This is a genomic window from Streptomyces sp. NPDC053755 (genome assembly GCF_040677675.1).
In the GTDB taxonomy this organism is placed as follows: Bacteria; Actinomycetota; Actinomycetes; order Streptomycetales; family Streptomycetaceae; genus Streptomyces.
Map to the genome: position 1 here is coordinate 154886 of NZ_JBFASK010000001.1, position 22538 is coordinate 177423.

General features: G+C 71.7%; 19 protein-coding genes. 9 read left to right on the forward strand and 10 right to left on the reverse strand.

The features are described from left to right. Positions 1 to 8: 8 nt before the first annotated feature. Both AB0K65_RS00670 and ssd read right to left on the reverse strand, forming a co-directional pair. On the reverse strand, positions 9 to 1184 hold the full coding sequence (locus AB0K65_RS00670; protein ID WP_365712831.1) for a TadA family conjugal transfer-associated ATPase: 1176 nt from the start codon (positions 1182 to 1184) through the stop codon (positions 9 to 11). Beyond that, positions 1181 to 2290: a septum site-determining protein Ssd gene (gene ssd / locus AB0K65_RS00675; protein WP_365712833.1), complete on the reverse strand. Its 1110-nt coding sequence runs from the start codon at positions 2288 to 2290 to the stop codon at positions 1181 to 1183. Before ssd ends, AB0K65_RS00670 begins: the two co-directional genes overlap by 4 nt. Before the next feature lie 530 nt (positions 2291 to 2820). Between ssd and AB0K65_RS00680 the strand changes: the two genes are divergently transcribed. Then, positions 2821 to 3675, forward strand: a complete 855-nt coding sequence (locus tag AB0K65_RS00680; protein ID WP_365712835.1) for an HAD-IB family hydrolase — start codon at positions 2821 to 2823, stop codon at positions 3673 to 3675. A 296-nt stretch (positions 3676 to 3971) separates the two neighbouring features. Here the strand turns inward: AB0K65_RS00680 and AB0K65_RS00685 are convergent, their stop codons facing one another. Beyond that, positions 3972 to 4838 (reverse strand): oxidoreductase, encoded by an 867-nt coding sequence (locus AB0K65_RS00685; RefSeq protein WP_365712837.1) that lies wholly within the window; start codon positions 4836 to 4838, stop codon positions 3972 to 3974. Between the two features lie 102 nt (positions 4839 to 4940). On the opposite strand from AB0K65_RS00685, the gene AB0K65_RS00690 reads away from it, so the two are divergent. After that, entirely contained in the window at positions 4941 to 5927 is a 987-nt protein-coding gene (locus tag AB0K65_RS00690) for an ATP-binding protein (protein WP_365712839.1), read from the forward strand. A 40-nt stretch (positions 5928 to 5967) separates the two neighbouring features. On the opposite strand, the gene AB0K65_RS00695 is transcribed toward AB0K65_RS00690, so the two are convergent. Continuing rightward, positions 5968 to 7275: a hypothetical protein gene (locus tag AB0K65_RS00695; protein WP_365712841.1), complete on the reverse strand. Its 1308-nt coding sequence runs from the start codon at positions 7273 to 7275 to the stop codon at positions 5968 to 5970. 314 nt (positions 7276 to 7589) lie between these two features. On the opposite strand from AB0K65_RS00695, the gene AB0K65_RS00700 reads away from it, so the two are divergent. The 6 genes from AB0K65_RS00700 (at position 7590) to AB0K65_RS00725 (ending at position 15573) form a co-directional block, all read left to right on the forward strand. Continuing rightward, the gene (locus AB0K65_RS00700) at positions 7590 to 9911 is read left to right on the forward strand and encodes a SulP family inorganic anion transporter (protein WP_365712843.1); all 2322 of its coding nucleotides are present in this window, start codon (positions 7590 to 7592) and stop codon (positions 9909 to 9911) included. A gap of 194 nt (positions 9912 to 10105) precedes the next feature. Then, positions 10106 to 12061, forward strand: a complete 1956-nt coding sequence (gene acs / locus AB0K65_RS00705) for an acetate--CoA ligase (protein WP_365712845.1) — start codon at positions 10106 to 10108, stop codon at positions 12059 to 12061. Positions 12062 to 12394: 333 nt separating this feature from the next. Next, complete coding sequence (gene nhaA, locus AB0K65_RS00710) at positions 12395 to 13798, forward strand: Na+/H+ antiporter NhaA (RefSeq protein ID WP_365712847.1); 1404 nt, start codon at positions 12395 to 12397, stop codon at positions 13796 to 13798. Between the two features lie 36 nt (positions 13799 to 13834). Then, complete coding sequence (locus AB0K65_RS00715) at positions 13835 to 14311, forward strand: phage holin family protein (protein ID WP_365712849.1); 477 nt, start codon at positions 13835 to 13837, stop codon at positions 14309 to 14311. Then, positions 14308 to 15261, forward strand: coding sequence for an alpha/beta hydrolase (locus AB0K65_RS00720; protein WP_365712852.1), 954 nt, complete (start codon positions 14308 to 14310; stop codon positions 15259 to 15261). Before AB0K65_RS00715 ends, AB0K65_RS00720 begins: the two co-directional genes overlap by 4 nt. A gap of 120 nt (positions 15262 to 15381) precedes the next feature. After that, positions 15382 to 15573 carry a hypothetical protein gene (locus tag AB0K65_RS00725; RefSeq protein ID WP_365712854.1) on the forward strand — a complete coding sequence of 64 codons (192 nt, stop codon included), beginning with the start codon at positions 15382 to 15384 and terminating at the stop codon, positions 15571 to 15573. Positions 15574 to 15591: 18 nt separating this feature from the next. Here the strand turns inward: AB0K65_RS00725 and AB0K65_RS00730 are convergent, their stop codons facing one another. From AB0K65_RS00730 to nth, 3 genes are read right to left on the reverse strand one after another with little or no spacing between them, the layout of a single operon-like run. After that, positions 15592 to 16791 (reverse strand): MarP family serine protease, encoded by a 1200-nt coding sequence (locus AB0K65_RS00730; protein ID WP_365712856.1) that lies wholly within the window; start codon positions 16789 to 16791, stop codon positions 15592 to 15594. A gap of 46 nt (positions 16792 to 16837) precedes the next feature. Then, the gene (locus AB0K65_RS00735) at positions 16838 to 17557 is read right to left on the reverse strand and encodes a CoA pyrophosphatase (RefSeq protein ID WP_365712858.1); all 720 of its coding nucleotides are present in this window, start codon (positions 17555 to 17557) and stop codon (positions 16838 to 16840) included. Positions 17558 to 17614: 57 nt separating this feature from the next. Continuing rightward, positions 17615 to 18631 (reverse strand): endonuclease III, encoded by a 1017-nt coding sequence (gene nth / locus AB0K65_RS00740; RefSeq protein ID WP_365712860.1) that lies wholly within the window; start codon positions 18629 to 18631, stop codon positions 17615 to 17617. 301 nt (positions 18632 to 18932) lie between these two features. On the opposite strand from nth, the gene AB0K65_RS00745 reads away from it, so the two are divergent. Further along, positions 18933 to 19607: a Crp/Fnr family transcriptional regulator gene (locus AB0K65_RS00745; protein ID WP_015034542.1), complete on the forward strand. Its 675-nt coding sequence runs from the start codon at positions 18933 to 18935 to the stop codon at positions 19605 to 19607. 212 nt (positions 19608 to 19819) lie between these two features. Here the strand turns inward: AB0K65_RS00745 and AB0K65_RS00750 are convergent, their stop codons facing one another. From AB0K65_RS00750 to AB0K65_RS00760, 3 genes are all read right to left on the reverse strand, one after another. After that, positions 19820 to 20704 carry a prohibitin family protein gene (locus AB0K65_RS00750; protein ID WP_365712863.1) on the reverse strand — a complete coding sequence of 295 codons (885 nt, stop codon included), beginning with the start codon at positions 20702 to 20704 and terminating at the stop codon, positions 19820 to 19822. A 92-nt stretch (positions 20705 to 20796) separates the two neighbouring features. Further along, a complete protein-coding gene (locus AB0K65_RS00755; RefSeq protein ID WP_365712865.1) occupies positions 20797 to 21627 on the reverse strand; it encodes an MBL fold metallo-hydrolase in 831 nt (276 codons plus the stop codon). Next, positions 21624 to 22502, reverse strand: coding sequence for an NUDIX hydrolase (locus tag AB0K65_RS00760; protein ID WP_365712867.1), 879 nt, complete (start codon positions 22500 to 22502; stop codon positions 21624 to 21626). The genes AB0K65_RS00755 and AB0K65_RS00760 overlap by 4 nt, the downstream gene beginning before the upstream one ends. Positions 22503 to 22538: the final 36 nt, after the last annotated feature.

Consider the following 22538-nt stretch of genomic DNA (forward strand, 5'->3'; position numbering starts at 1 on the left):
TGGGTCCCTCACCACCGCTCGCCCCCGATCAGCGACCGCAGCCGCCCCCAGCCCCGCTCCCGCTCGAACCCGTCCGCGTCCCAGCGCAGCGCGGGCACCGTCACCACCAGGCCCTCCCGGTCACGCTCGAGGACGTGGACCTCGGCGATCCGCCTCCGGCCCGTCCTGTCCCGCACGAGATGGAGCACCGCCGACAGCCCGGCGCCCAACTGGCTGTGCAGCGCCGCCCGGTCGAGTCCCGCCGCCGTCCCCAGCGCCTCCAGCCGGGCCGGGACGTCCGCCGCCGTGTTGGCATGGACGGTGCCGCAGCCGCCCTCGTGCCCGGTGTTCAGGGCGGCCAGCAGATCGACCGCCTCGCCGCCCCTGACCTCACCGACCACGAGCCGGTCGGGCCGCATCCGCAGCGCCTGGCGCACCAGGTCCCGCAGTGTCACCAGGCCCGCGCCCTCCTGGTTCGCCGGCCGTGCCTCCAGGCGCACCACATGGGGGTGGTCGGGCCTCAGCTCGGCCGAGTCCTCGGCCAGGACGATGCGCTCCCCCGCCCCCACCAGCCCGAGCAGGGTCGACAGCAGCGTGGTCTTCCCCGAGCCCGTGCCGCCGCTGATCAGGTAGGAGACCCGCGCCTCGATCAGCGCCCGCAGCACCCGCTCCCCGCCGGGCGGGACCGTGCCCGCCGCCGTCAGTTCCGCCACGGAGAAGGCTCTCGGGCGCACGACCCGGAGGGACAGGCACGTCGAGCCGACCGCGACCGGCGGCAGCACGGCATGCATCCGGGTGCCGTCCGGCAGCCGGGCGTCCACCCAGGGCCTGGCGTCGTCCAGACGGCGGCCCGCCACCGCGGCGAGGCGCTGCGCCAGGCGTCGTACCGCCGCCGCGTCCGCGAAGGAGACGCCGGTGAGCTCGAGACCGGCTCCCCGGTCGACCCACACCCGGTCCGGCGCCGAGACCAGCACGTCGGTGACCTCGGGATCGGTGAGCAGCGGCTCCAGCGGTCCCGTGCCGACCAGTTCGCAGCGCAAGGCCTCGGCCGCTCCCAGGACTTCGGTGTCGCCGAGCAGCCGCCCCTGGGCACGCAGCGCCGCCGCCACCCTCGCCGGTGTCGGCTCGGCACCGCTCTCGGCGAGCCGCTGCCGGACGGCGTCCAACAGTCCGGCGCCACTCACGGGCCGGCCCTCGCCGCTCACGCCGCGCCCTCCGTCGCCAGCGCCCGCTCCCAGAACTCCCCGCAGAACCGGCTCAGCGGTCCGCGGGTCCCGGCCCCGGGCGGGGAGCCGGCGTCGAGGGCGGCCGCGAGGTCCGGGTCATGGGGGCACTCGCCGGCGAGCGGCAGCCGCAGCGCGTCCGCCACCCACCGCGCGTCCAGCCCCGCGGCGTACGGCCCGCGCGCGACCACGCGCAGGTCCCTCAGCACCATCCCGGCCAGGGAGGCGACCCGGTGGGCCGCCGCGACGGCCCGCAGCTCCCCGGGGACGACCATCAGGCCGAGATCGATCTGGGCCAGTGCCTCGGTCACCGCCTCGTCGAGCCTGCGCGGCAGGTCCACGACGACCACCCCGCCTCGGCGGCGGGCCGCCGCGAGGACGGAGCGCATCGCCTCGGGCGGCACGAGGACGGAGTCGCCGCGGTCCCAGCTGAGGACCCGCAGGCCCCGCACCGACGGCAGCGATTCCTCCAGGGCTCCGCCGGCCACCCGCCCCTTCGAGGCGGCGAAGTCGGGCCAGCGCCGGCCCTCGGTCCGCTCGCCCCCGAGCAGGATGTCGAGACCGCCGCCGAGAGGGTCGCCGTCGACGAGCAGCGTGCGGCGCCCCGCTCCGGCAGCCGCGAGCGCGAGGGCGCAGGCGAGTGTCGACGCGCCCGCACCGCCGCGGCCGCCGATGACGCCGACGGTCAGGGCCTGCCGTCCCGCTTCCTCGACCCCGTCAGCGATCCGGTCGGCCAGCCAGCTCTCCGCGTCGGGCAGCCGCAGCACGCACTCCGCGCCGATCTCGACGGCCCGCCGCCAGACGTCGGGGTCGTCCCGGTCCCTGCCGACCAGGATCACGCCCTGGCGGCGCGCGGCGGCCCGGCAGCGGTCGGCGGCGTCCTCTCCGACGAGGACGAGGGGGGCGTCGGACCAGTCCGCGCGCCGCTCCGGCACCGTGTGGTGCACCTCGGGCTCGGCTCCGGCCGCGGCGCACAGCCGGAGCAGGTCGTCGAGGAGCGCGAGGTCCTCGGTCACGATCAGCGGCCCGGCCCGCCGCTCCTGGCCGGCCGGCCCGTCCCCGTCGGCCGGGGACCGCGAGGTCCTCACGGCCCGCGAGGTCCTCGATGTCCGGTGCGCGATGGATCCCGTCACGTGCCACTCCCCCTGTCGATGTGATCCCGTCCGCGTCGATCGCGGGAACGGGATAGATCGGTGATTCCCGTCGTCCGCGAACATCGCGGCTGGAATCACCGTGGGGCAGTGCCGGAAATCTTGGGGATCTCACTCAAAAACTGTGGATAACTCCGTCGCTGTGAATATCACCATGACCCCTCCGGGGGCTTCCCGGAGAGCAGCGCCTCGATTACTTTGAGTGACGGAAACAGGGCGTGGTGACTTCACGGCCGAAGGGCCGAGGAGAGGGGGAAGGGATGACCGCCCAAGGGACGAAAACGCGTCCGGACATGCGACGACCCCCGCCGGGGGGGAGAGCGGGGGTCGTCTCTCCGGCCGACTCGGGGGGGGAGGAGCCGGACCGGGTTAGCACGGTCGCGAACGATCCGTGACTTCCATGGTGTACCCGAGAGCCTTCTCAGGCAAACCCACACGCCCGAGCGTACGCCGAATGGCGGGCACCTATGCTCAGGCTCGTGGAAAACCACTCGTTGCCGCGCACAGCCGCCTTCTTTGACCTGGACAAGACGGTCATTGCGAAGTCGTCGACGCTGACCTTCAGCAAGTCCTTCTACCAAGGCGGGCTGATCAACCGCCGCGCCGTCCTGCGGACGGCCTACATCCAGTTCGTCTACCTCGTGGGCGGCGCCGACCACGATCAGATGGAGCGGATGCGCGAATATCTTTCCGCGCTCTGCAAAGGCTGGAACGTCTCGCAGGTCAAGGAGCTTGTCGCCGAGACCCTGCACGACCTGATCGACCCGCTCATCTACGACGAGGCGGCGTCCCTCATCGAGGAACACCACGCCGCGGGGCGGGACGTCGTGATCGTCTCGACCTCCGGGGCCGAGGTCGTGGAGCCGATCGGCGAGCTGCTCGGCGCCGACCGGGTCGTCGCCACCCGGATGGTCGTCGGCGACGACGGCTGCTTCACCGGCGAGGTGGAGTACTACGCCTACGGACCCACCAAGGCGGAGGCGATCCGGGAGCTCGCGGAGTCGGAGGGGTACGACCTCTCACGCTGCTTCGCCTACAGCGATTCGGCGACCGACGTTCCGATGCTGGAGGCCGTCGGCCACCCCTACGCGGTCAACCCGGACCGGACCCTGCGCCGCGAGGCCACCGCCAGGGACTGGCCGGTGCTGCTGTTCGAGAAGCCCGTCCGGCTCAAGCAGCGCCTTCCCGGCTTCAGGATGCCGCCACGGCCGGCGCTCGTCGCCGCCGCGGCCGTGGGCGCGGCCGCGGCGACCGCCGGTCTCGTCTGGTACGCCAGCCGTCGGCGGCAGGCCGCACTTGCCGATCGCTTTGCCCGAATTTGATCCGGAAGTAAAGAAGTGGAGTCACCACTTTCCCTTCCCCTCCGACAGGAGTAGAAAGGAATCAGGCCCGCGAGACCTGGGACATCCGAGAGGATGACCCGTTGAGCAAGAAGGCCCCACGGACCCAGCACCGAAGTCGGGCACCCACGCGACGTCGACCCGTCGATTACGGGCCAGCCGCACCAGGCGTAGGGCGAAGATCCCCGCCTGATGGGCACATATCGAGGACGCTTGGTAACTCGGCCGACGTGCCAGCGGCGGTACCTGAACGGGTACCGCCGCAACCCTTTCCGGACTCAGGCGGCACCGCGCTGGAGCGCCTCGCAGACCGCCGTCGACTCCCGTACGCCCAGCTCGACCGCCCGCCCGCAGTGGGCGATCCATCCGGCCACACCCTCCGGCGTACCGGACAGATAGCCCTCGAAGGCCGCCACATAGGCCGCGCGGCCCTGCTCCGCGTGCCCGACCTCGGCCGGGCAGATCGACTTCGGGTCCAGGCCGCTGCCGACCAGCACGATCCGCTCGGCGGCGCGCGCGACCAGCCCGTTGCAGGACGTGAACGGGCGCAGCGCGAGGAGTTCGCCGTGCACCACGGCCGCCGTCACCAGGGCCGGAGCCGTGCCTCCGGCGATGATCAGTTCCGAGAGTCCGTCGAGCCGGCCCGCGACCTCCGCGGGGTCCGGCAGGGGCGCCTCGATCAGCGGTTCGTCCACGGCCTCACCCGCCAGCCGGGGCCTGCCGACCGCGTCGGCCGCCCCGTCCCGCTCCCCGCCCGGGCGCTCGGCGGCGTACCCGCGCCCCGCGTGCCCCACGGCGACCAGGTGCAGGCGGGCGAGGACCCGCAGCGGAGACTGCCGCCAGATGGAGAGCAGCTGACCGCCCTCCGCGCTCAGGCGCAGGGCCGCGCCCACCGTGCGCGCCTCGGCGTCGCCGCTGAAGTCGGTGCGTCGCCGGACCTCTTCCAGGGCCCATTCGGCTCCGGACAGCGCGGCCGAGCCGCGCGCACCGCGCAGCGCCGCTTCGGAGGTGATCTCGTTGCTGCGGCGCCGCATCACACGGTGGCCGTAGACGCGGTCCACGGCCTTGCGTACGGAGTCCACCGAGTCGGCGACACCCGGCAGGGAGCCGAGGGCGGCCAAGGGGTCAGAGGCGTGCGTACTCATAGGTAGCGAGGCTACGCGCCCATGACCCCCGCCCCACGTTCGAGTGGTCTTCTTCACGCCTCTTGACCACAACGCGCGACCGTGCCACTACCCTAGGTGAACATGAAGATCGCTTTCGTAGGGAAGGGCGGCAGCGGGAAGACGACGCTGTCCTCGCTGTTCATCCGCCACCTCGCCGCCAATGAAGCCCATGTCGTCGCGGTGGACGCCGACATCAACCAGCACCTCGGGGCCGCGCTCGGACTCGACGAGACCGAGGCGGCGACCCTGCCCGCGATGGGAGCGCACCTGCCGTTGATCAAGGAGTACCTGCGGGGCTGCAATCCGCGGATCGCCTCCGCCGCCACGATGATCAAGACGACGCCGCCCGGAGAGGGCTCGCGGTTGCTGCGGGTCCGCGAGGACAACCCGGTGTACGAGGCGTGCGCCCGGACCGTCCGGCTGGACGACGGGGACATCCGGCTGATGGCGACCGGGCCGTTCACCGAGTCGGACCTCGGGGTGGCCTGCTACCACTCCAAGGTCGGCGCGGTGGAGCTGTGCCTCAACCACCTGGTCGACGGCCAGGACGAGTACGTCGTGGTGGACATGACGGCGGGGTCCGACTCGTTCGCCTCGGGGATGTTCACCCGCTTCGACATGACCTTCCTGGTCGCCGAGCCGACCCGCAAGGGCGTCTCGGTCTACCGCCAGTACAAGGAGTACGCGAGGGACTTCGGGGTCGCGCTCAAGGTCGTCGGCAACAAGGTGCAGGGCCCCGACGACCTGGACTTCCTGCGGGACGAGGTGGGGGACGACCTGCTGGTGACGGTCGGGCACTCGGACTGGGTCCGCGCGATGGAGAAGGGCCGCCCCCCGCGCTTCGAGCTGCTGGAGGCGGACAACCGGATGGCGCTGCAGGCCCTCCAGGACGCGGCGGACGACTCGTACGCCCATCGCGACTGGGAGCGCTACACGCGCCAGATGGTCCACTTCCACCTGCGGAACGCGGAGAGCTGGGGGAACGAGAAGACGGGGGCCGACCTGGCCGCGCAGGTCGACCCCGGGTTCGTGCTGAGCGAGGCCCTGGGCGCCGCTCAGCCCGTGTGACGGCCGGCGGGCCCGCCGTTCACCGGCGACGTGCCGCCAGTCAGCCCGCCTGAGGCCCGGCCTGCTTGACGTTCTGCTTCGCCGGGGGGATCGGCTGGGGGCCCAGGAAGGTCGCCCAGCCGCCCGGCGGGGCCTCGCCGACCTTCAGGGTCCGCAGCTTGGCGAGGACCGCCGGATCCTGCGCGTCCAGCCAGTCCGCGAGCTGCCGGAAGGACACGCACTTCACGTCCTTCTGGACGCAGACGGTGGCGATCGTCTCCTCGATGGCACGCATGTACGTGCCGCCGTTCCACGACTCGAAGTGGTTGCCGATGATCAGCGGCGCCCGGTTGCCGTTGTACGAGCGGTTGAACGCCTGGACCAGCCCGTCCCTCATCTGGTTGCCCCAGTACTGGTGCATGGACGGGTCGCCCTGGGTCTTCCCGCCGGACTGGTTGACCAGGAAGTTGTAATCCATGGACAGCGTCTGGAAGGCGCGGCCCGGGACCGGGACCAGCTGCATCGACAGGTCCCACAGGCCGTGGTCCTTCTTCGGCCAGATCTGGTCGTTGACGCCGCTGGTGTCGTAGCGGAAGCCCATCTGGCTCGCCGCCTGCACGAAGTTCTTGCGACCCTCCAGGCACGGCGTGCGGGCGCCGACCAGCTCCTTCTCGTAGTCGAAGGGAAGCGGCTGCTCGGTGGTCAGGCCGGAGTTCGTCTTCCAGTTCTTCACGAAGGACTTGGCCTGGCTGATCTCGCTCTTCCAGTCCTCCACGGACCAGTTGCCGACGCCGCTCTCCGGGCCGCAGAAGTGCCCGTTGAAGTGCGTGCCGACCTCGTTGCCCTCCTGCCAGGCACCGCGCAGCTCACGGACGGTGGCGCGGATGCCCTCGGTGTCGTTGAAACCGATGTCCGAGCGGCCCGCGGCGTGCTGCGGGGGTTCGTAGAGCTTGCTCTTCTCCTGCGGCAGCAGGTACACGCCGCTCAGGAAGTACGTCATGGTCGCGTTGTACTTCTTCCCGACCTTGCGGAAGTGGGAGAAGAGCTTCTGGCTGTCCTCGCCGGCGCCGTCCCACGAGAACACCACGAACTGCGGGGGCTTCTGGCCCGGCTTCATCCGCTGCCACGTGGCCTGGTTCGGCTGGGCACCGGTGAAGGCGGTGGAGCCGTCACCGATCAGGCGCACGGCGCTCTGGGGAGCAGCGGCCTGCCCCTCCCTGGCGCCCGGGGCGCCACTGGGGCCGGCCCCTTCGGAGCCCGAGCATCCGGCGAGGCCGGTGATCAGGGCGGTGGCGAGGGCGCCGACGGCGAGCGTCCTCCTGTGGACAGTGGTCCTTCTCCCGGCGGTCCTGCTCCCGGCGGCGTTCATCCGCCCACCTCTCCTCGGTTCCGTGCGAGCGTCCTCTGCGAGCGACGTCAACGTCGCACCACCGCCGCCGGAGAGATGAAACGACAAGCGGCAAAGCGCCGACTCATCACCCGAATCGGTGAAACATTGCCCTGTTTGCCCCGAAATTAATGCCCCAGTCTTTACTCTCCATTACGATCCATTTACCGAGCGTTGGCACTCGCTTCGAGTCCCAGCGCCCGGCATCCCGCCACTGCACGCCGTGACCCACGGCCGCGACCCCGACGTTCGTGCCGCACGAGCCGCGACCGCGCCGCCCCGGAGGAGACGGGAACATGACCCTCTGCACACCCGACCGCACCACACCGCCGCCACGCTTCCAGCGACCCCACAGCCCGCCCGGCGGCCGCCGCTTCCGCATCGCGGGCGCCGATCTCTCCGCCTCGATCGCCGTCTTCCTGATCGCGCTGCCCCTCTCCCTGGGCATCGCGCTCGCCACCGGAGCGCCCCTCCAGGCCGGCCTGGTGGCCGCCGCCGTCGGCGGTCTCGTCGCCGGCTGGTTCGGCGGCGCCCCGCTCCAGGTCAGCGGCCCCGCCGCCGGCCTCACCGTCGTCACCGCCGAACTGATCCAGATCTACGGATGGCGCACCACCTGCGCCATCACCGTCCTCGCCGGCCTGGCCCAACTCGGCCTCGCCGCGCTGCGGGTGGCCCGCTCGGCGCTCGCCGTCTCGCCCGCGATCGTGCACGGCATGCTGGCCGGAATCGGTGTGACCATCGCGGTCGCCCAGCTCCACATCGTGCTCGGCGGCAGCCCCCAGAGCTCCGTCCTGGACAACGTGATCGGTCTGCCCGACCAGTTGGCGGACCTCCACCCGGCGGCGCTCACGATCAGCGCGCTCACCGTCGCCGTGCTGCTGCTCTGGCCCCGGCTGCCCGGACGCGCCGGACGGATCCTGCGGAAGATCCCCGCCGCGCTCGCCGCGGTGACCACGGCCACCGTCGGAGCGGCGCTCGCGGGACTGGCCGTCCCGCGCGTCGACCTGCCCGCCTGGCGCAGCCACGCCCTGCCCGAGCTGCCCCAGGGCCCCTTCCTCGGCATCGCGGCCGGCGTCCTGACCATCACGCTGGTCACCAGCGTGCAGTCGCTGCTCTCGGCCGTCGCCGTCGACAAGCTCGTCGCCGGCCGCGCCGACCACGGCCACGGAGTGCCCCGCTCGCGCCTCGACCGCGAACTCGCCGGCCAGGGAGCGGCGAACGTGGTCTCGGGGGCGCTCGGCGGACTGCCGGTCGCGGGCGTCGCCGTCCGCAGCGCCGCCAACGTCTCGGCGGGTGCGGTCAGTCGCGACTCGACGATGCTGCACGGCCTGTGGGTCGTGCTCGCCTCGCTCTTCCTCGTCCCCGTCCTCGACCTGATCCCGCTGCCGGCGCTCGCCGCGCTCGTCATGGTCGTCGGCATCCAGATGGTGAGCATCACCCACATCCGCAGCGTCACCCGGCACCGCGAAGTCCTCGTGTACGGCGTCACCCTGGGCGGGGTGGGACTCATCGGCATCCTGGAAGGCGTCGCGCTCGGGATCGCCGTGGCCATCGCGGTCGCCATGGGCCGCCTGGCCAAGACCCGCGTCACCGGCGAGGAGAAGGACAGCGGCCACTTCGTCCGCGTACGAGGGCAGTTGACGTTCCTCGCCGTCCCGCGGCTGAGCCGGGTGCTCCACCAGATGCCCCGGGGCAGCCACGTCGTGGTCGAGCTCGACGGATCCTTCATGGACCACGCCGCCTACGAGACGCTCCACGACTGGCAGGCCGCCCACGTCCGGGGCGGCGGCACGGTGGAGATCACCGGCCCCCGCGGGGTCCGCATCACCGAACCCACCTCCGAGGCCCACGCCTGCTGCCGCCCCTGGACCCCCTGGCGCAACCACCACTGCGGCGAACACCCGACGGAGGAGACCCCGAGCACCAACGGGCACCACCTGGCCAGCGGCATCGGCAAGTTCCAGCGCAACACCGCGCCCCTCGTGCGCGACGAGCTGGCCCGCCTCGCCCGCGAGGGCCAGCGGCCCTCCCAGCTCTTCCTCACCTGCGCCGACTCCCGGCTCGTCACCAGCATGATCACCTCCAGCGGGCCGGGCGACCTGTTCACCGTGCGGAACGTCGGCAATCTCGTCCCGCTGCCCGGCGAGGAGAACGGCGACGATTCGGTGGCGGCGGCCATCGAGTACGCGGTGGACATCCTGCGCGTCGACTCGATCACCGTGTGCGGGCACTCCGGCTGCGGGGCGATGCAGGCCCTGCTCGGCAGCAGGCCGGACGGCCCGCAGACGCCCCTGCGGCGCTGGCTGCGCCACGGCCTGCCAAGCCTGGAGCGGATGACGAACCGCCGCCACGCCTGGGCCCGGATCTCCGGACGGCTGCCCGCCGACGCCGTGGAGCAGCTCTGCCTGACCAACGTCGTCCAGCAGCTGGAGCACCTGCGGGCGTACGAACCGGTGGCGCGGCGGTTGGCCGACGGCACCCTGACCCTGCACGGCATGTACTTCCACGTCGGGGAGGCGCAGGCGTATCTGCTGGCCGACTCCGAGGAGCCGCACGGCTACGACGACGTCTTCGACCGGGTCCTGCCCACCGCGGCACAGGAAGTGCGCGCGTCCTGAACCATCCGTCCCGCCCGCCCGTGAGAGTGTGTGGCCCCTTCTTTCCGCCGCCCGGGAAGGAGGGGCCACCGCACGCCTGCCGACTCATAGGTCTAAACCAATTGTCTGGAGACTCTTGTCACCCGGGCTCCTGACTGATGAGCTAGGACGCGGGACACATAGGCACATAGGACGCCCTGGGAAAGGGAGATGTCGTGAGCAACGAAAGCCTGGCCAACCTGCTCAAGGAAGAGCGGCGGTTCGCGCCGCCGGTCGAGCTGGCCGCGCACGCCAACGTGACGGCGAAGGCGTACGAGCAGGCCGCGGCGGACAGGCTTGGCTTCTGGGCCGAGCAGGCGAGGCGGCTCACCTGGGCCACCGAGCCGACCGAGACCCTCGACTGGTCGAACCCGCCGTTCGCCAAGTGGTTCGCCGACGGCGAGCTGAACGTGGCCTACAACTGCGTCGACCGTCATGTCGAGGCCGGCAACGGCGACCGGGTCGCGATCCACTTCGAGGGCGAGCCCGGCGACAGCCGGGCCATCACCTACGCCGAGCTGAAGGACGAGGTCTCCCGGGCGGCCAACGCGCTCACCGAACTGGGCGTCACCAAGGGCGACCGGGTCGCGATCTACCTCCCGATGATCCCCGAGGCCGTCGTCTCGATGCTGGCCTGCGCCCGCATCGGCGCCGCGCACTCCGTGGTCTTCGGCGGCTTCTCCGCCGACGCCATCGCCACCCGCGTCCAGGACGCCGACGCCAAGCTCGTCATCACCGCCGACGGCGGCTACCGCCGGGGCAAGCCGAGCGCCCTCAAGCCCGCCGTGGACGAGGCCCTCACCCGCACCGACAAGGTCGCCCACGTCCTCGTCGTGCGCCGCACCGGCCAGGACGTGGCCTGGACCGAGGGCCGCGACGTGTGGTGGCACGACACCGTCGCCCGCCAGTCCGCCGAGCACACCCCCCAGGCGTTCGAGGCCGAGCACCCGCTGTTCATCCTCTACACCTCCGGCACCACGGGTAAGCCCAAGGGCATCCTGCACACCTCCGGCGGCTACCTCACCCAGGCCGCCTACACCCACCACGCCGTCTTCGACCTCAAGCCCGAAACCGACGTCTACTGGTGCACCGCCGACATCGGCTGGGTCACCGGCCACTCCTACATCACCTACGGACCGCTCGCCAACGGCGCCACCCAGGTCATGTACGAGGGCACCCCCGACACCCCGCACCAGGGCCGCTTCTGGGAGATCATCCAGAAGTACGGCGTCACCATCCTCTACACCGCGCCCACCGCGATCCGCACCTTCATGAAGTGGGGCGACGACATCCCCGCCGCGTTCGACCTGTCCAGCCTCCGTGTCCTGGGCTCGGTCGGCGAACCCATCAACCCCGAGGCCTGGGTCTGGTACCGCGAACACATCGGCGCCGGAAAGACGCCCATCGTGGACACCTGGTGGCAGACCGAGACCGGCGCCATGATGATCTCCCCGCTGCCCGGCGTCACCGAGACCAAGCCCGGCTCGGCCCAGCGCCCGCTGCCCGGCATCTGCGCCACCGTCGTCGACGACGAGGCGAGGGAGGTCCCCGACGGCGGCGGCGGCTACCTCGTCCTCACGGAGCCGTGGCCCTCCATGCTGCGCACCATCTGGGGTGACGACCAGCGGTTCCTCGACACCTACTGGTCCCGCTTCGAGGGCAAGTACTTCGCCGGCGACGGCGCGAAGAAGGACGAGGACGGTGACATCTGGCTGCTCGGCCGGGTCGACGACGTCATGCTCGTCTCCGGTCACAACATCTCCACCACCGAGGTCGAATCCGCCCTCGTCTCCCACCCGTCCGTCGCCGAGGCCGCGGTCGTCGGCGCCGCCGACGAGACCACCGGCCAGGCGATCGTCGCCTTCGTCATCCTGCGCGGCTCGGCGAGCCAGGACGACTCCCTCGTCACCGACCTGCGCAACCACGTCGGCGCCACCCTCGGCCCGATCGCCAAGCCCAAGCGGATCCTCCCCGTGCAGGAACTCCCCAAGACCCGCTCCGGCAAGATCATGCGACGCCTCCTGCGCGACGTCGCCGAGAACCGCGAACTCGGAGACGTCACCACCCTCACCGACTCCTCCGTCATGGCCCTCATCCAGACCCAGCTCCCCACCGCCACCAGCGAGGACTGAGGACCGGTCACCCGAGCACGACGGCTCACGCGCGCGCCCGCCCCGGCCTCCCCGGGCGGGCGCGCGCTCGTAGGGCCGCCGCCTCCCGTGCGATGCGGCCAGGGTGCACGCCCCGGCTGCACCGCGGCGGTCTCGGCCGAACCCCGGCGCCCTCCGACGCGGCAACGGGCCGGGCCGGTCGTTCTTCCCTACAGTGACGATCACCGGACACTCCCCCGCGTCGTTAGGTACGGTAAGGAACGCGTCAGTGACGCGACAGGAATGACCTAGGTGCGCCGGGAAGTCTGGTCGGCATGTGGTTCGTGCTGCCCAACCGACCGGAGGTCTCCCCCCGTGCCCACTCCCGAGCCCGCCCCCGGCGACCGCAAGTTCCTCGGCCTGCTGCCGCTCCCCGAGCGGCGGATCGTCGCCGACGCGCTGCGGGCGGAGACCGTCGGCGGTGTGCTGCTGCTCGTCGCCGCCGTCGCCGCGCTCGTCTGGGCCAACACCCCGATCGGCGACAGCTACACGTCCGTCCAGAACTTCCACCTGGGCCCCGCCGCCCTCGGGCTCGACCTCTCCCTCCAGCACTGGGCGGCCGACGGCCTCCTCGCGGTGTTCTTCTTCGTCGCCGGCATCGAGCTCAAGCGCGAACTCGTCGCCGGCGAACTGCGCGACCCCAAGGCCGCCGCCCTCCCCGTGATCGCCGCGCTCTGCGGCATGGCCGCCCCCGCGCTCGTCTACGCCCTGACGAACGCCCTCGGGGGCGGCTCGATGGACGGCTGGGCCGTCCCCACCGCCACCGACATCGCCTTCGCGCTCGCCGTCCTGGCCGTCATCGGCACGTCCCTGCCGTCCGCGCTGCGGGCGTTCCTGCTGACCCTCGCCGTCGTCGACGACCTGTTCGCGATCCTGATCATCGCGGTCTTCTTCACCAGCGACCTCAACTTCGCCGCGCTCGGCGGCGCCGTCGCCTGCCTCGCCGTGTTCTGGCTGCTGCTGCGCAAGGAGATCCGCGGCTGGTACGTCTACGTCCCGCTCGCCCTCGTCATCTGGGGCCTGATGTACAACAGCGGAGTCCACGCCACCATCGCCGGTGTCGCCATGGGCCTCATGCTGCGCTGCACCCGGCGGGAAGGCGAGGAGCACTCGCCCGGCGAACACGTCGAGCACCTGGTCCGGCCGCTCTCCGCCGCTCTGGCCGTGCCGCTGTTCGCCCTGCTCTCGGCCGGAGTCGCCGTCACCGGGAAGTCGCTCGGCGACGTCTTCACCCAGCCCGTCACCCTCGGAGTCGTCCTCGGCCTGGTGGTCGGCAAGTCGGTCGGCATCTTCGGCGGCACCTGGCTCGCCGCCCGGTTCACGAGTGCGCAGCTCAACCGCGACCTCGCCTGGGCGGACGTCTTCGCCGTCTCCAGCCTCGCCGGAATCGGCTTCACCGTCTCCCTCCTCATCGGCGAACTGGCCTTCGAGGGCGACGCGGCCCAGACCGCCGAGGTGAAGGCCGCCGTCCTGATCGGTTCGCTGATCGCGGCCGTCTGCGCGACGGTTCTGCTCAAACTGCGGGTACGGAAGTACGAGGCGCTGCTCGCCGACGAGGAGCGCGACGAGGACGAGGACGGCATCCCCGACGTGTACGAGGAGGACAACCCGGAGTACCACCTCCGGATGGCCGCGATCCACGAGAAGAAGGCCGCCGAGCATCGCGAGAAGGCGCGACTGGCGGGGGCACCGCGCGATGACGCCGACCGTCCGGCATGATCTGAGGTCGGACCGTCAAGAGAAAAGGGAGCAGCGATGAGCGACCCGGTCAACGGAGCCGAGCGCAGCCTCGGCCAGCTGGTCGCCTCGGCGACCGCCGAGATGTCCGCACTGGTGCACGACGAGATCGCCCTGGCCAAGGCCGAGATCCGGCAGGACGTCAAGCGCGGCGCGATCGGCGGCGCCGCCGGCGGGACCGCGGCCACGGTGCTGCTGTTCTCGCTGCCCATGCTGAGTTTCGCGCTCGCCTATGGCATCCAGTCATGGAGCGGCTGGCACATCTCGGTCTGCTTCCTGCTCTCCTTCGCGGCGAACGTGCTGCTCGCGGGGCTGCTCGGGCTGATCGCCTACGGCAAGTTCAAGAAGGTGAAGCCCCCGGAGAAGTCGATCGCCTCGGCCAAGAAGACGGCCGCCGTCCTGCAGAACGCCAAGCCGCACCCCCGGCCCGAGCGGCCGGCGCTGCCGGTGACGGTCCAGGACAAGGCCGTCGTTGTGGGACGCTCGTCTGCATGACCGCCCCCCAGAGCAGCGCCGGCAACGGCAACGGCAGCAGCACCGGCAGTCCCGTACGGATCGACGGACCCTGGACCCATCGCGATGTGGCCGCCAACGGCGCGCGTTTCCACATCGCGGAAATGGGTGACGGGCCGCTCGTGCTGCTGCTGCACGGCTTCCCGCAGTTCTGGTGGACCTGGCGCCACCAGCTGCCGGCGCTCGCCGACGCCGGATTCCGCGCGGTCGCGATGGACCTGCGGGGCGTGGGCGGCAGCGACCGCACACCGCGGGGTTACGACCCCGCCAACCTGGCGCTCGACGTCACCGGTGTCATCCGCTCCCTCGGTGAGCCGGACGCCGCCCTGGTCGGACACGACCTCGGCGGCTACCTCGCCTGGACGGCGGCGGTCATGCGCCCGAAGCTGGTGCGCCGGCTCGCCGTCTCCTCGATGCCGCACCCGCGCCGCTGGCGTTCGGCGATGCTCTCCGACTTCGCGCAGTCACGGGCCGGCTCGTACGTCTGGGGCTTCCAGCGGCCCTGGCTGCCGGAGCGTCAGCTGGTCGCGGACGACGGGGCCTTGGTCGGCAGGCTGATCCAGGAGTGGTCGGGCCCCGGCCTGCCGGACGACGAGGCGATCGAGGTGTACCGGCGGGCGATGTGCATCCCGTCCACGGCGCACTGTTCGATCGAGCCGTACCGCTGGATGGTGCGCTCGCTGGCGCGGCCCGACGGGATCCAGTTCAACCGGCGTATGAAGCGCCCGGTGCGGGTACCGACCCTGCACCTGCACGGCTCGACGGACCCGGCGATGCGGACGCGCAGCGCCGCGGGATCCGGCGAGTACGTGGAAGCGCCCTACCGCTGGCGGCTCTTCGACGGACTGGGCCACTTCCCGCACGAGGAGGACCCGGTGGCGTTCTCGACGGAGCTGATCAACTGGCTCAAGGACCCCGAGCCGGACCGCTGAGCCGACGCCCGTCCGTGCGAACGCAGTTCCGTCGCTCGAACGGCCAATTGCCGGGCGCATACTCCAATTGGCGGGTCCCAGGGCGGTTACCGACCTTGGGCCCCGGGCAGACGTCGAAGTATGGGCTGGACGCACGACTACGGTGACACAGCACGCAACCGCCGCTCGGCCGCTGGGCCGAGCTCTCTGGAGAGGGGTGGCCCGCAGGACCAGGGTCACTCCCATGCCGCGCAGGACGACATCGGCATCCCGCGCATCCTGCGCCGCCGGGCCCGCTGGGTCTCGGCCCGGCTCCGCCACACGCGCGACTGACCGTACGCGCCCTCTCGATTACAGCGCGCAGCCCTGACTGTCCACCTGCTGGTTCGCGGCCCGACCCTGGGCGATGTCCTCGCGGATCTCGTCGACGGTCAGGGCGTAGCCGGTGTTCACGTCGTCCAGTGAGCGGGCGAAGATCACACCGGAGACCTCGCCGTCCGCGGTGAGCAGCGGGCCGCCGGAGTTGCCCTGCCGCACCGTCGCGTACAGGGAGTACACGTCCCTGCGCACCTCGCCGCGCTGGTAGATGTCCGGCCCGTTGGCGTTGATGCGTCCTCGGACGCGCGCCGAGCGGACGTCGTAGGAGCCGTTCTCGGGGAAGCCCGCGACGATCGCGTTGTCGCCGCTGCGGGCGTCGTCCTCGGTGAAGCGCAGGGGCTCGGCGTCGAGGTCCGGTACGTCCAGGACGGCGATGTCGCGCTCCCAGTCGTAGAGCACGACCTTCGCGTCGTACAGCCGGCCCTCGCCCCCTATCTGCACGGTGGGCTCGTCGACACCGCCGACGACGTGGGCGTTGGTCATGACGCGGCGGTCGGAGAAGACGAAGCCGGTGCCTTCGAGCACCTTGCCGCAGCTCTGTGCCGTACCGACGACCTTGACGATCGACTGCTGGACGCGGGCGGCGACCGGGCTGCCCGCGAGCGCCGGGTCCGGGGGCCGGACCTCGGTGATCGGCTCGTTGGCGAACGGGCTGAAGACCTGCGGGAAGCCGTTCTGGGCGAGCGTGGAGGTGAAGTCGGCGAACCAGGTGGACGCCTGATCGGGCATCACCCGCTCGACGCCGAGCAGCACCTTGGAGCTGCGCACCTCCTTGCCCAGGGTGGGCATCGAGGTGCGGGCGAGCGCGGAGCCGAGCAGCCAGGCGACGAGCAGCATCGCGACGACGTTGACGAGCGCGCCGCCGGTGGCGTCCAGGGCGCGCGCGGGCGACCACGTGATGTGCCGGCGCAGCTTGTTCCCCAGGTGGGTCGTGAAGGCCTGGCCGACCGAGGCGCAGACGATGACCACGACCACGAAGAGGACGGTCGCCGTGGTGCTGACCGGAGAGTTGTCCGTCAGCTGCTTCCAGAGGACGGGGAGCAGGAAGACGGCGACGAGGCCGCCGCCGAGGAACCCGATCACCGACAGGATGCCGACCACGAAACCCTGGCGGTAACCGATGATCGCGAACCACACGGCGGCGAGCAGCAGCAGGATGTCCAGCACGTTCACCGTCAATAGCCTCGCAGATTCGTCTTCGGTCGCCTGGGTCAGCCTGTCATGACCGCCAGTCGAGCGGGAGCTGCTTGGCCCGGTCCCACGGTCTCTCCCAGCCGGCGTAGTGCAGGATCCTGTCGATCACTCCGGCGGTGAAACCCCAGACCAGAGCCGATGCGACCTGGAACGCGGGGCCTTGGTGGCCGCTGGGATGGACGGTGGTGGCGCGGTTCGCCGGATCCGTGAGATCCGCCACGGGGACGGTGAAGACCCGGGCGGTCTCGGCCGGGTCTACCACGCCGACCGGGCTGGGGACGCGCCACCAGCCGAGGACGGGGGTGACGACGAACCGGCTGACCGGGATGTAGAGCTGGGGCAGTACGCCGAAGATCTGGACACCGGAGGGGTCGAGTCCGGTCTCCTCCTCGGCCTCGCGCAGGGCGGCCCGCAGCAGACCTCCGTCGGCCGGGTCACCGTCCTCGGGGTCGAGGGCTCCGCCGGGGAAGGACGGCTGCCCGGCGTGCGAGCGCAGGCTTCCGGAGCGCTCCATCAGGAGCAGCTCGGGCCCCCGCTCGCCCTCGCCGAAGAGGATCAGCACGGCGGACTGGCGTCCCGCGCCGTTCGCGGGCGGCAGGAAGCGGCTCAGCTGCTCGGGCCGGACCGTGCGGGCGGCCCGCTCGACGGGGCCCAGCCACGCCGGAAGCCCGGCCCGGCTGAGCAGCCCTCCGGTCCCGACACCGTGTGTCGGATCGGCCGCTGTCTCTTCGTCAGTGCGCGTCATAGGCACCCCCGTGTTCCCAACGCGATCGGAGCATGGCTTCGTTCCCTCCGGGCCCGGTCAGGTGTCCGCCCCCGGGGCGACGCCGGCGGCGGGCGGGGCGGGGCGGCCCGGATAGTCCGGCGGCGGGTTGAGCCGCTGGCCGGGAAAACCGCCCTTCTCGTACTTCAGGAGCTTCTCCGCCTTCTCGGGGTCGGTCTCGCCCTCGCCGTACGCCGGGCAGAGCGAGGCGATCGGACAGGCGCCGCAGGCGGGTTTACGGGCGTGGCAGATCCGGCGGCCGTGGAAGATCACCCGGTGGGAGAGCATCGTCCACTCGCTCTTGGGGAAGATCTCCGCGATCTCCGCCTCGATCTTGACCGGGTCGTCCTGCTCCGTCCACCGCCAGCGCCGGGCGAGGCGCATGAAGTGGGTGTCGACCGTGATGCCGGGCACCCCGAAGGCGTTGCCCAGGACGACGAAGGCGGTCTTGCGGCCCACACCCGGCAGCTTCACCAGATCGTCGAGGCGGCCGGGGACCTCGCCGCCGAAGTCGTCCCGCAGGGCGGTGGCCAGGCCCATGATCGATTTGGTCTTGGCCCGGAAGAAGCCGGTCGGGCGGATGAGCTCCTCGACCTCCTCGGGGACGGCGGCCGCGAGGTCCTCGGGTGTGGGATAGCGGGCGAAGAGGGCGGGGGTGGTCTGGTTGACCCGCAGGTCGGTGGTCTGGGCGGAGAGGACCGTGGCGACGAGCAGTTCGAAGGGGTCGCGGAAGTCCAGCTCGGGGTGGGCGTACGGATAGACGTCGGCCAGCTCCCGGTTGATCTTCCGGGCCCGCCGGACCATGCCGAGCCGGGATTCCGCCCGCGCAGCCGCCGGGGCCCTCTTGCCGGCCGCCGTGGGCCTGCTCGCGGCTGTCGGGGACTTCTCGCGGGCCGCCGGAGCCTTCTTCGAGCCCGAGCCCGCCGTGGCCCTCTTCGACGGCGCGGGCGCTCCCGCCGGGGCCGAGGCGGCCTTCTTCGAGGTCGCGGAAGGCTTCTTCGAGGCCGCCCGGGTCGTCCTGGAGGCCGTCGGAGACTTCTTCTCCGCCGCCTTCATCGGGCTTTTCGTCGCATTTGCCCGATTGGTCCCACCCTGTTCGCCCACAGCGGAATCACCCTTCGCGGACACTCTCCCAGCCCCCTTGGCCTGCGCTCTCACCGGCGAGTTGGACACCCGGCCAGCCTAAGGGCCACCGCCGACATCCGCCCCGGGCACGGCCGATCACGACCCAATCGGGCCCCTGGCGTACGGACGGGCGGTTCGGTACGTCAAACTTGTTGTGATTGATCGCACTGTTTTGTGCGTCCGGCATCATGGGATCAAGGTCCCCTGAGCAGGTCGACATAGGAGAGAACTCGTGGACGACGTTCTGCGGCGCGCCCCGCTCTTCGCGGCGCTCGATGACGAGCAGGCCGCGGAGCTGCGCGCCTCGATGAGTGAAGCGACGCTCGCCCGTGGCGACGCGCTGTTCCACGAGGGAGACCCCGGCGACCGCCTGTACGTGGTCACCGAGGGCAAGGTGAAGCTCCACCGCACCTCACCCGACGGCCGCGAGAACATGCTGGCCGTCCTCGGCCCCGGCGAGCTGATCGGCGAGCTGTCGCTCTTCGACCCGGGCCCGCGCACCGCCACCGCCACGGCGCTGACCGAGGTGAAGCTGCTCGGTCTGGGCCACGGCGACCTCCAGCCCTGGCTGAACGCCCGCCCCGAGGTGGCCACCGCCCTGCTGCGCGCGGTCGCCCGCCGGCTGCGCAAGACCAACGACCAGATGTCCGACCTGGTCTTCTCGGACGTTCCCGGCCGTGTCGCCCGGGCGCTCCTCGACCTCTCGCGCCGCTTCGGCGTGCAGTCGGAGGAGGGCATCCACGTCGTCCACGACCTGACCCAGGAGGAGCTGGCCCAGCTGGTCGGCGCCTCCCGCGAGACGGTCAACAAGGCGCTCGCGGACTTCGCCCAGCGCGGCTGGCTGCGCCTGGAGGCGCGCGCGGTGATCCTGCTCGACGTGGAGCGCCTCGCCAAGCGCTCGCGGTAAGCGGAGACGTACACCGGCGTACGCGGCGGGCAGGCGCGCGGGGTGGCGCAGGGCTGCGGTACACCTCGCCGTGTGCGCGGCACGGGCTCACCGAGCCCCGTACGCCGTGCTCCGTACCCCATTCGTACGAGAGGGGCCGCCCCGGTCGAAACCGGGGCGGCCCTTTCCGTGTGCCGGGCCCGGCGCGCGAGGGCTCGCGCGCCGGGACGGTCCTACCTCTTCGTGCCGTCCACGATCAGCGGGTTCCCGCCGGCGCTGCCGCACGGCACCGCGTACACCGGGTTCTTCGCCGCGGCCTCCTTGTACGCGTCGATGCACTGGTTCATCAGGACCTTGTCCGTCAGCGACTCGTTCAGGATCTTGTTGGCCCGCGCGATGCCCTCGGCCTCGATACGGCGACGGTCGGCCTCGGCCTTCGCCGTACGGGCGGCCTCGGTGGCGCGCTCGGTGGCCTGCTGCTGCTGGATCTTGCGGTCGATCTGGCCCTGGAGCGCGTCCGACGGCTTCACGTTGCGCAGGTTGACCGTGGTGACGGCGATCCCTCGGGGGGCGAGACGCTCCTTGATCAGCTCGCCGATCTCGGCGTTGATCTTCTCGCGCTCACTGGCGTAGCCCTGCTCGCTGGTGTGACGGGCGAAGACGTTGCGGACGATCTCACGGCTGTCCGGGTAGACCAGCCGCTGCTGGATGGCGTCCTCGCTGCCGGCGAGGCGGTAGAGCTCCACCGACTTGGCCGGGGTCACCGCCCACTTCACGGTCACCTCGGCGTACATGACACCGCCCTGCGAGGAGCGGACCTCGACCACGTCCTTGTCGGACAGGTTGAGGTCGACCGGACGGGTCGAGAAGGTCGTGACGTCGGTGAACGGGGACTTGATGTGCATCCCGGACGTCATGGGCGAGCCGACCTTGCCGAAGGCGACCGGGACACCGACCTCGTACGCGCTGATGACGTACACCATGGAGCCCAGCAGCGAGAAGACACCGGCGATGAGGGCGCCGAGGGCGCCGAGCTTCAGTCCGGTCGTGCCCTGGGCACGACCGACGAAGAAGAGCACCACCGCCGCGATGAGCAGCAGGATGGATATGACGAACACGGGCTTACCCCCCGAGAGCTACGGCCACAAGTAAGCGGAGCGTAAGGCACGAACCGAAGATCGTTCCCGGGGGTGGCGCGGAAGGCCGTGCCTCAGATCAGGCCGTGCTCCCTGAGGTACTCGAGCTGCGCCCGTACGGACAGCTCGGCCGCCGGCCACAGGGAGCGGTCCACGTCCGCGTACACGTGCGCGACGACCTCCGCGGCGGTCGTACGGCCGTTCTCGACGGCCGTCTCCACCTGCGCGAGCCGGTTGGCGCGGTGGGCGAGATAGAACTCCACCGCCCCCTGGGCGTCCTGGAGCACCGGTCCGTGACCCGGGAGGACCGTGTGGACCCCGTCGTCCACGGTGAGCGAGCGCAGCCGGCGCAGCGAGTCGAGGTAGTCGCCGAGCCGCCCGTCGGGGTGGGCGACGATCGTGGTGCCCCGGCCGAGGATCGTGTCGCCCGTCAGGACGGCCCGGTCGGCGGGAAGATGGAACGAGAGCGAGTCCGAGGTGTGGCCCGGCGTCGGCACCACCCGCAGCTCCAGACCCCCGACGTCGATCACGTCCCTGGCCCCGAGCCCCTCGTCACCGAGCCGCAGCGCCGGGTCGAGGGCGCGCACGCGCGTCCCCGTCAGTTCGGCGAACCGGCTCGCGCCCTCGGCGTGGTCCGGGTGGCCGTGGGTGAGCAGCGTCAGCCCGACCCTCTTGCCGAGCTTCTCCGCGGTGTCCACGACGTGCCGCAGATGCCCGTCGTCGAGCGGGCCGGGATCGATGACGACGGCGACGTCGGAGTCCGGCTCGGCGACGATCCAGGTGTTGGTGCCGTCCAGGGTCATCGCGGAGGGGTTCGGCGCGAGCACGTTGTAGGCGCGCGCCGTAGCGCGCCCGGAGAGGGCCCCGCCCCTCGGCTGGCCGGGCAGCGCCGCCGCGTCCGTCATCGGGCATCGCCCCCGCCGCTCGGCATGTGCTTGGTGAACTCGTCGTGGCCGGGCCAGCTCAGGATCAGCTCGTCACCGTCGAGGCGGGCCTGCGCCAGGACGGGAGTCAGATCCTGGTCCGCCGCCGCCTCCAGGGCCTCGGCCGCCGTGGAGAAGCGCTCCAGGGCCCGCAGGGTGGAGATCGTCGGCGGCATCATCGTCAGCTCGCCCCGGTCGTAGCCCGCCGCCGCGTCGGCCGGACGGATCCAGACCGTCCGGTCCGCCTCGGTGGAGGCGTTCCGGGTGCGCTGGCCGGCCGGCAGCACGGCCACGAAGAACCAGGTGTCGTACCGGCGGGATTCGAACTCCGGGGTGATCCAGCGCGCCCACGCGCCCAGCAGGTCGGACCGCAGCACCAGGCCGCGCCGGTCGAGGAAGTCGGCGAAGGACAGCTCGCGGGCCACCAGCGCCGCACGGTCCCTCTCCCAGTCGTCGCCGGTCGTGTCGCCGACGACCGAGTCCGCCGTCCGTCCGGCGAGCAGCACGCCCGCCTCCTCGTACGTCTCCCGGACCGCCGCGCACACGACGGCCTGGGCCTGCGCGGGGTCGGGGAGCCCCAGCCGCTCGGCCCAGGTCTCCCGCGACGGCCCGGCCCAGCGCACCGGGTGCTCGTCCCGCGGGTCGACCCCGCCACCGGGGTAGGCGTACGCACCGCCCGCGAAGGCCATGGAGGCGCGCCGCCGCAGCATGTGGACGCTGGGCCCCTGCCCCTCGGCCCCGTCGCGCAGCAACAGGACGGTGGCGGCCCGTCTGAGTGCCACGGGCACGAGCTCGCCCGCGACGAAAGCGCGGATGCGGTCGGGCCATTCCGGTGGGTACCACTGACCATTCGCCATGGCCGGATGGTATGCCGGGCGCCGGGGATGCACGAG

Bases quoted from the DNA above. Each gene is read 5' to 3' on its own strand.
- AB0K65_RS00680 (WP_365712835.1), top strand. From the start codon at position 2,821: ATGCTCAGGCTCGTGGAAAACCACTCGTTGCCGCGCACAGCCGCCTTC.
- AB0K65_RS00685 (WP_365712837.1), bottom strand. From the start codon at position 4,838: ATGAGTACGCACGCCTCTGACCCCTTGGCCGCCCTCGGCTCCCTGCCG.
- AB0K65_RS00690 (WP_365712839.1), top strand. From the start codon at position 4,941: ATGAAGATCGCTTTCGTAGGGAAGGGCGGCAGCGGGAAGACGACGCTG.
- AB0K65_RS00695 (WP_365712841.1), bottom strand. From the start codon at position 7,275: ATGAACGCCGCCGGGAGCAGGACCGCCGGGAGAAGGACCACTGTCCAC.
- AB0K65_RS00700 (WP_365712843.1), top strand. From the start codon at position 7,590: ATGACCCTCTGCACACCCGACCGCACCACACCGCCGCCACGCTTCCAG.
- AB0K65_RS00715 (WP_365712849.1), top strand. From the start codon at position 13,835: ATGAGCGACCCGGTCAACGGAGCCGAGCGCAGCCTCGGCCAGCTGGTC.
- AB0K65_RS00720 (WP_365712852.1), top strand. From the start codon at position 14,308: ATGACCGCCCCCCAGAGCAGCGCCGGCAACGGCAACGGCAGCAGCACC.
- AB0K65_RS00725 (WP_365712854.1), top strand. From the start codon at position 15,382: ATGGGCTGGACGCACGACTACGGTGACACAGCACGCAACCGCCGCTCG.
- AB0K65_RS00735 (WP_365712858.1), bottom strand. From the start codon at position 17,557: ATGACGCGCACTGACGAAGAGACAGCGGCCGATCCGACACACGGTGTC.
- nth (WP_365712860.1), bottom strand. From the start codon at position 18,631: ATGAAGGCGGCGGAGAAGAAGTCTCCGACGGCCTCCAGGACGACCCGG.
- AB0K65_RS00755 (WP_365712865.1), bottom strand. From the start codon at position 21,627: ATGACGGACGCGGCGGCGCTGCCCGGCCAGCCGAGGGGCGGGGCCCTC.
- AB0K65_RS00760 (WP_365712867.1), bottom strand. From the start codon at position 22,502: ATGGCGAATGGTCAGTGGTACCCACCGGAATGGCCCGACCGCATCCGC.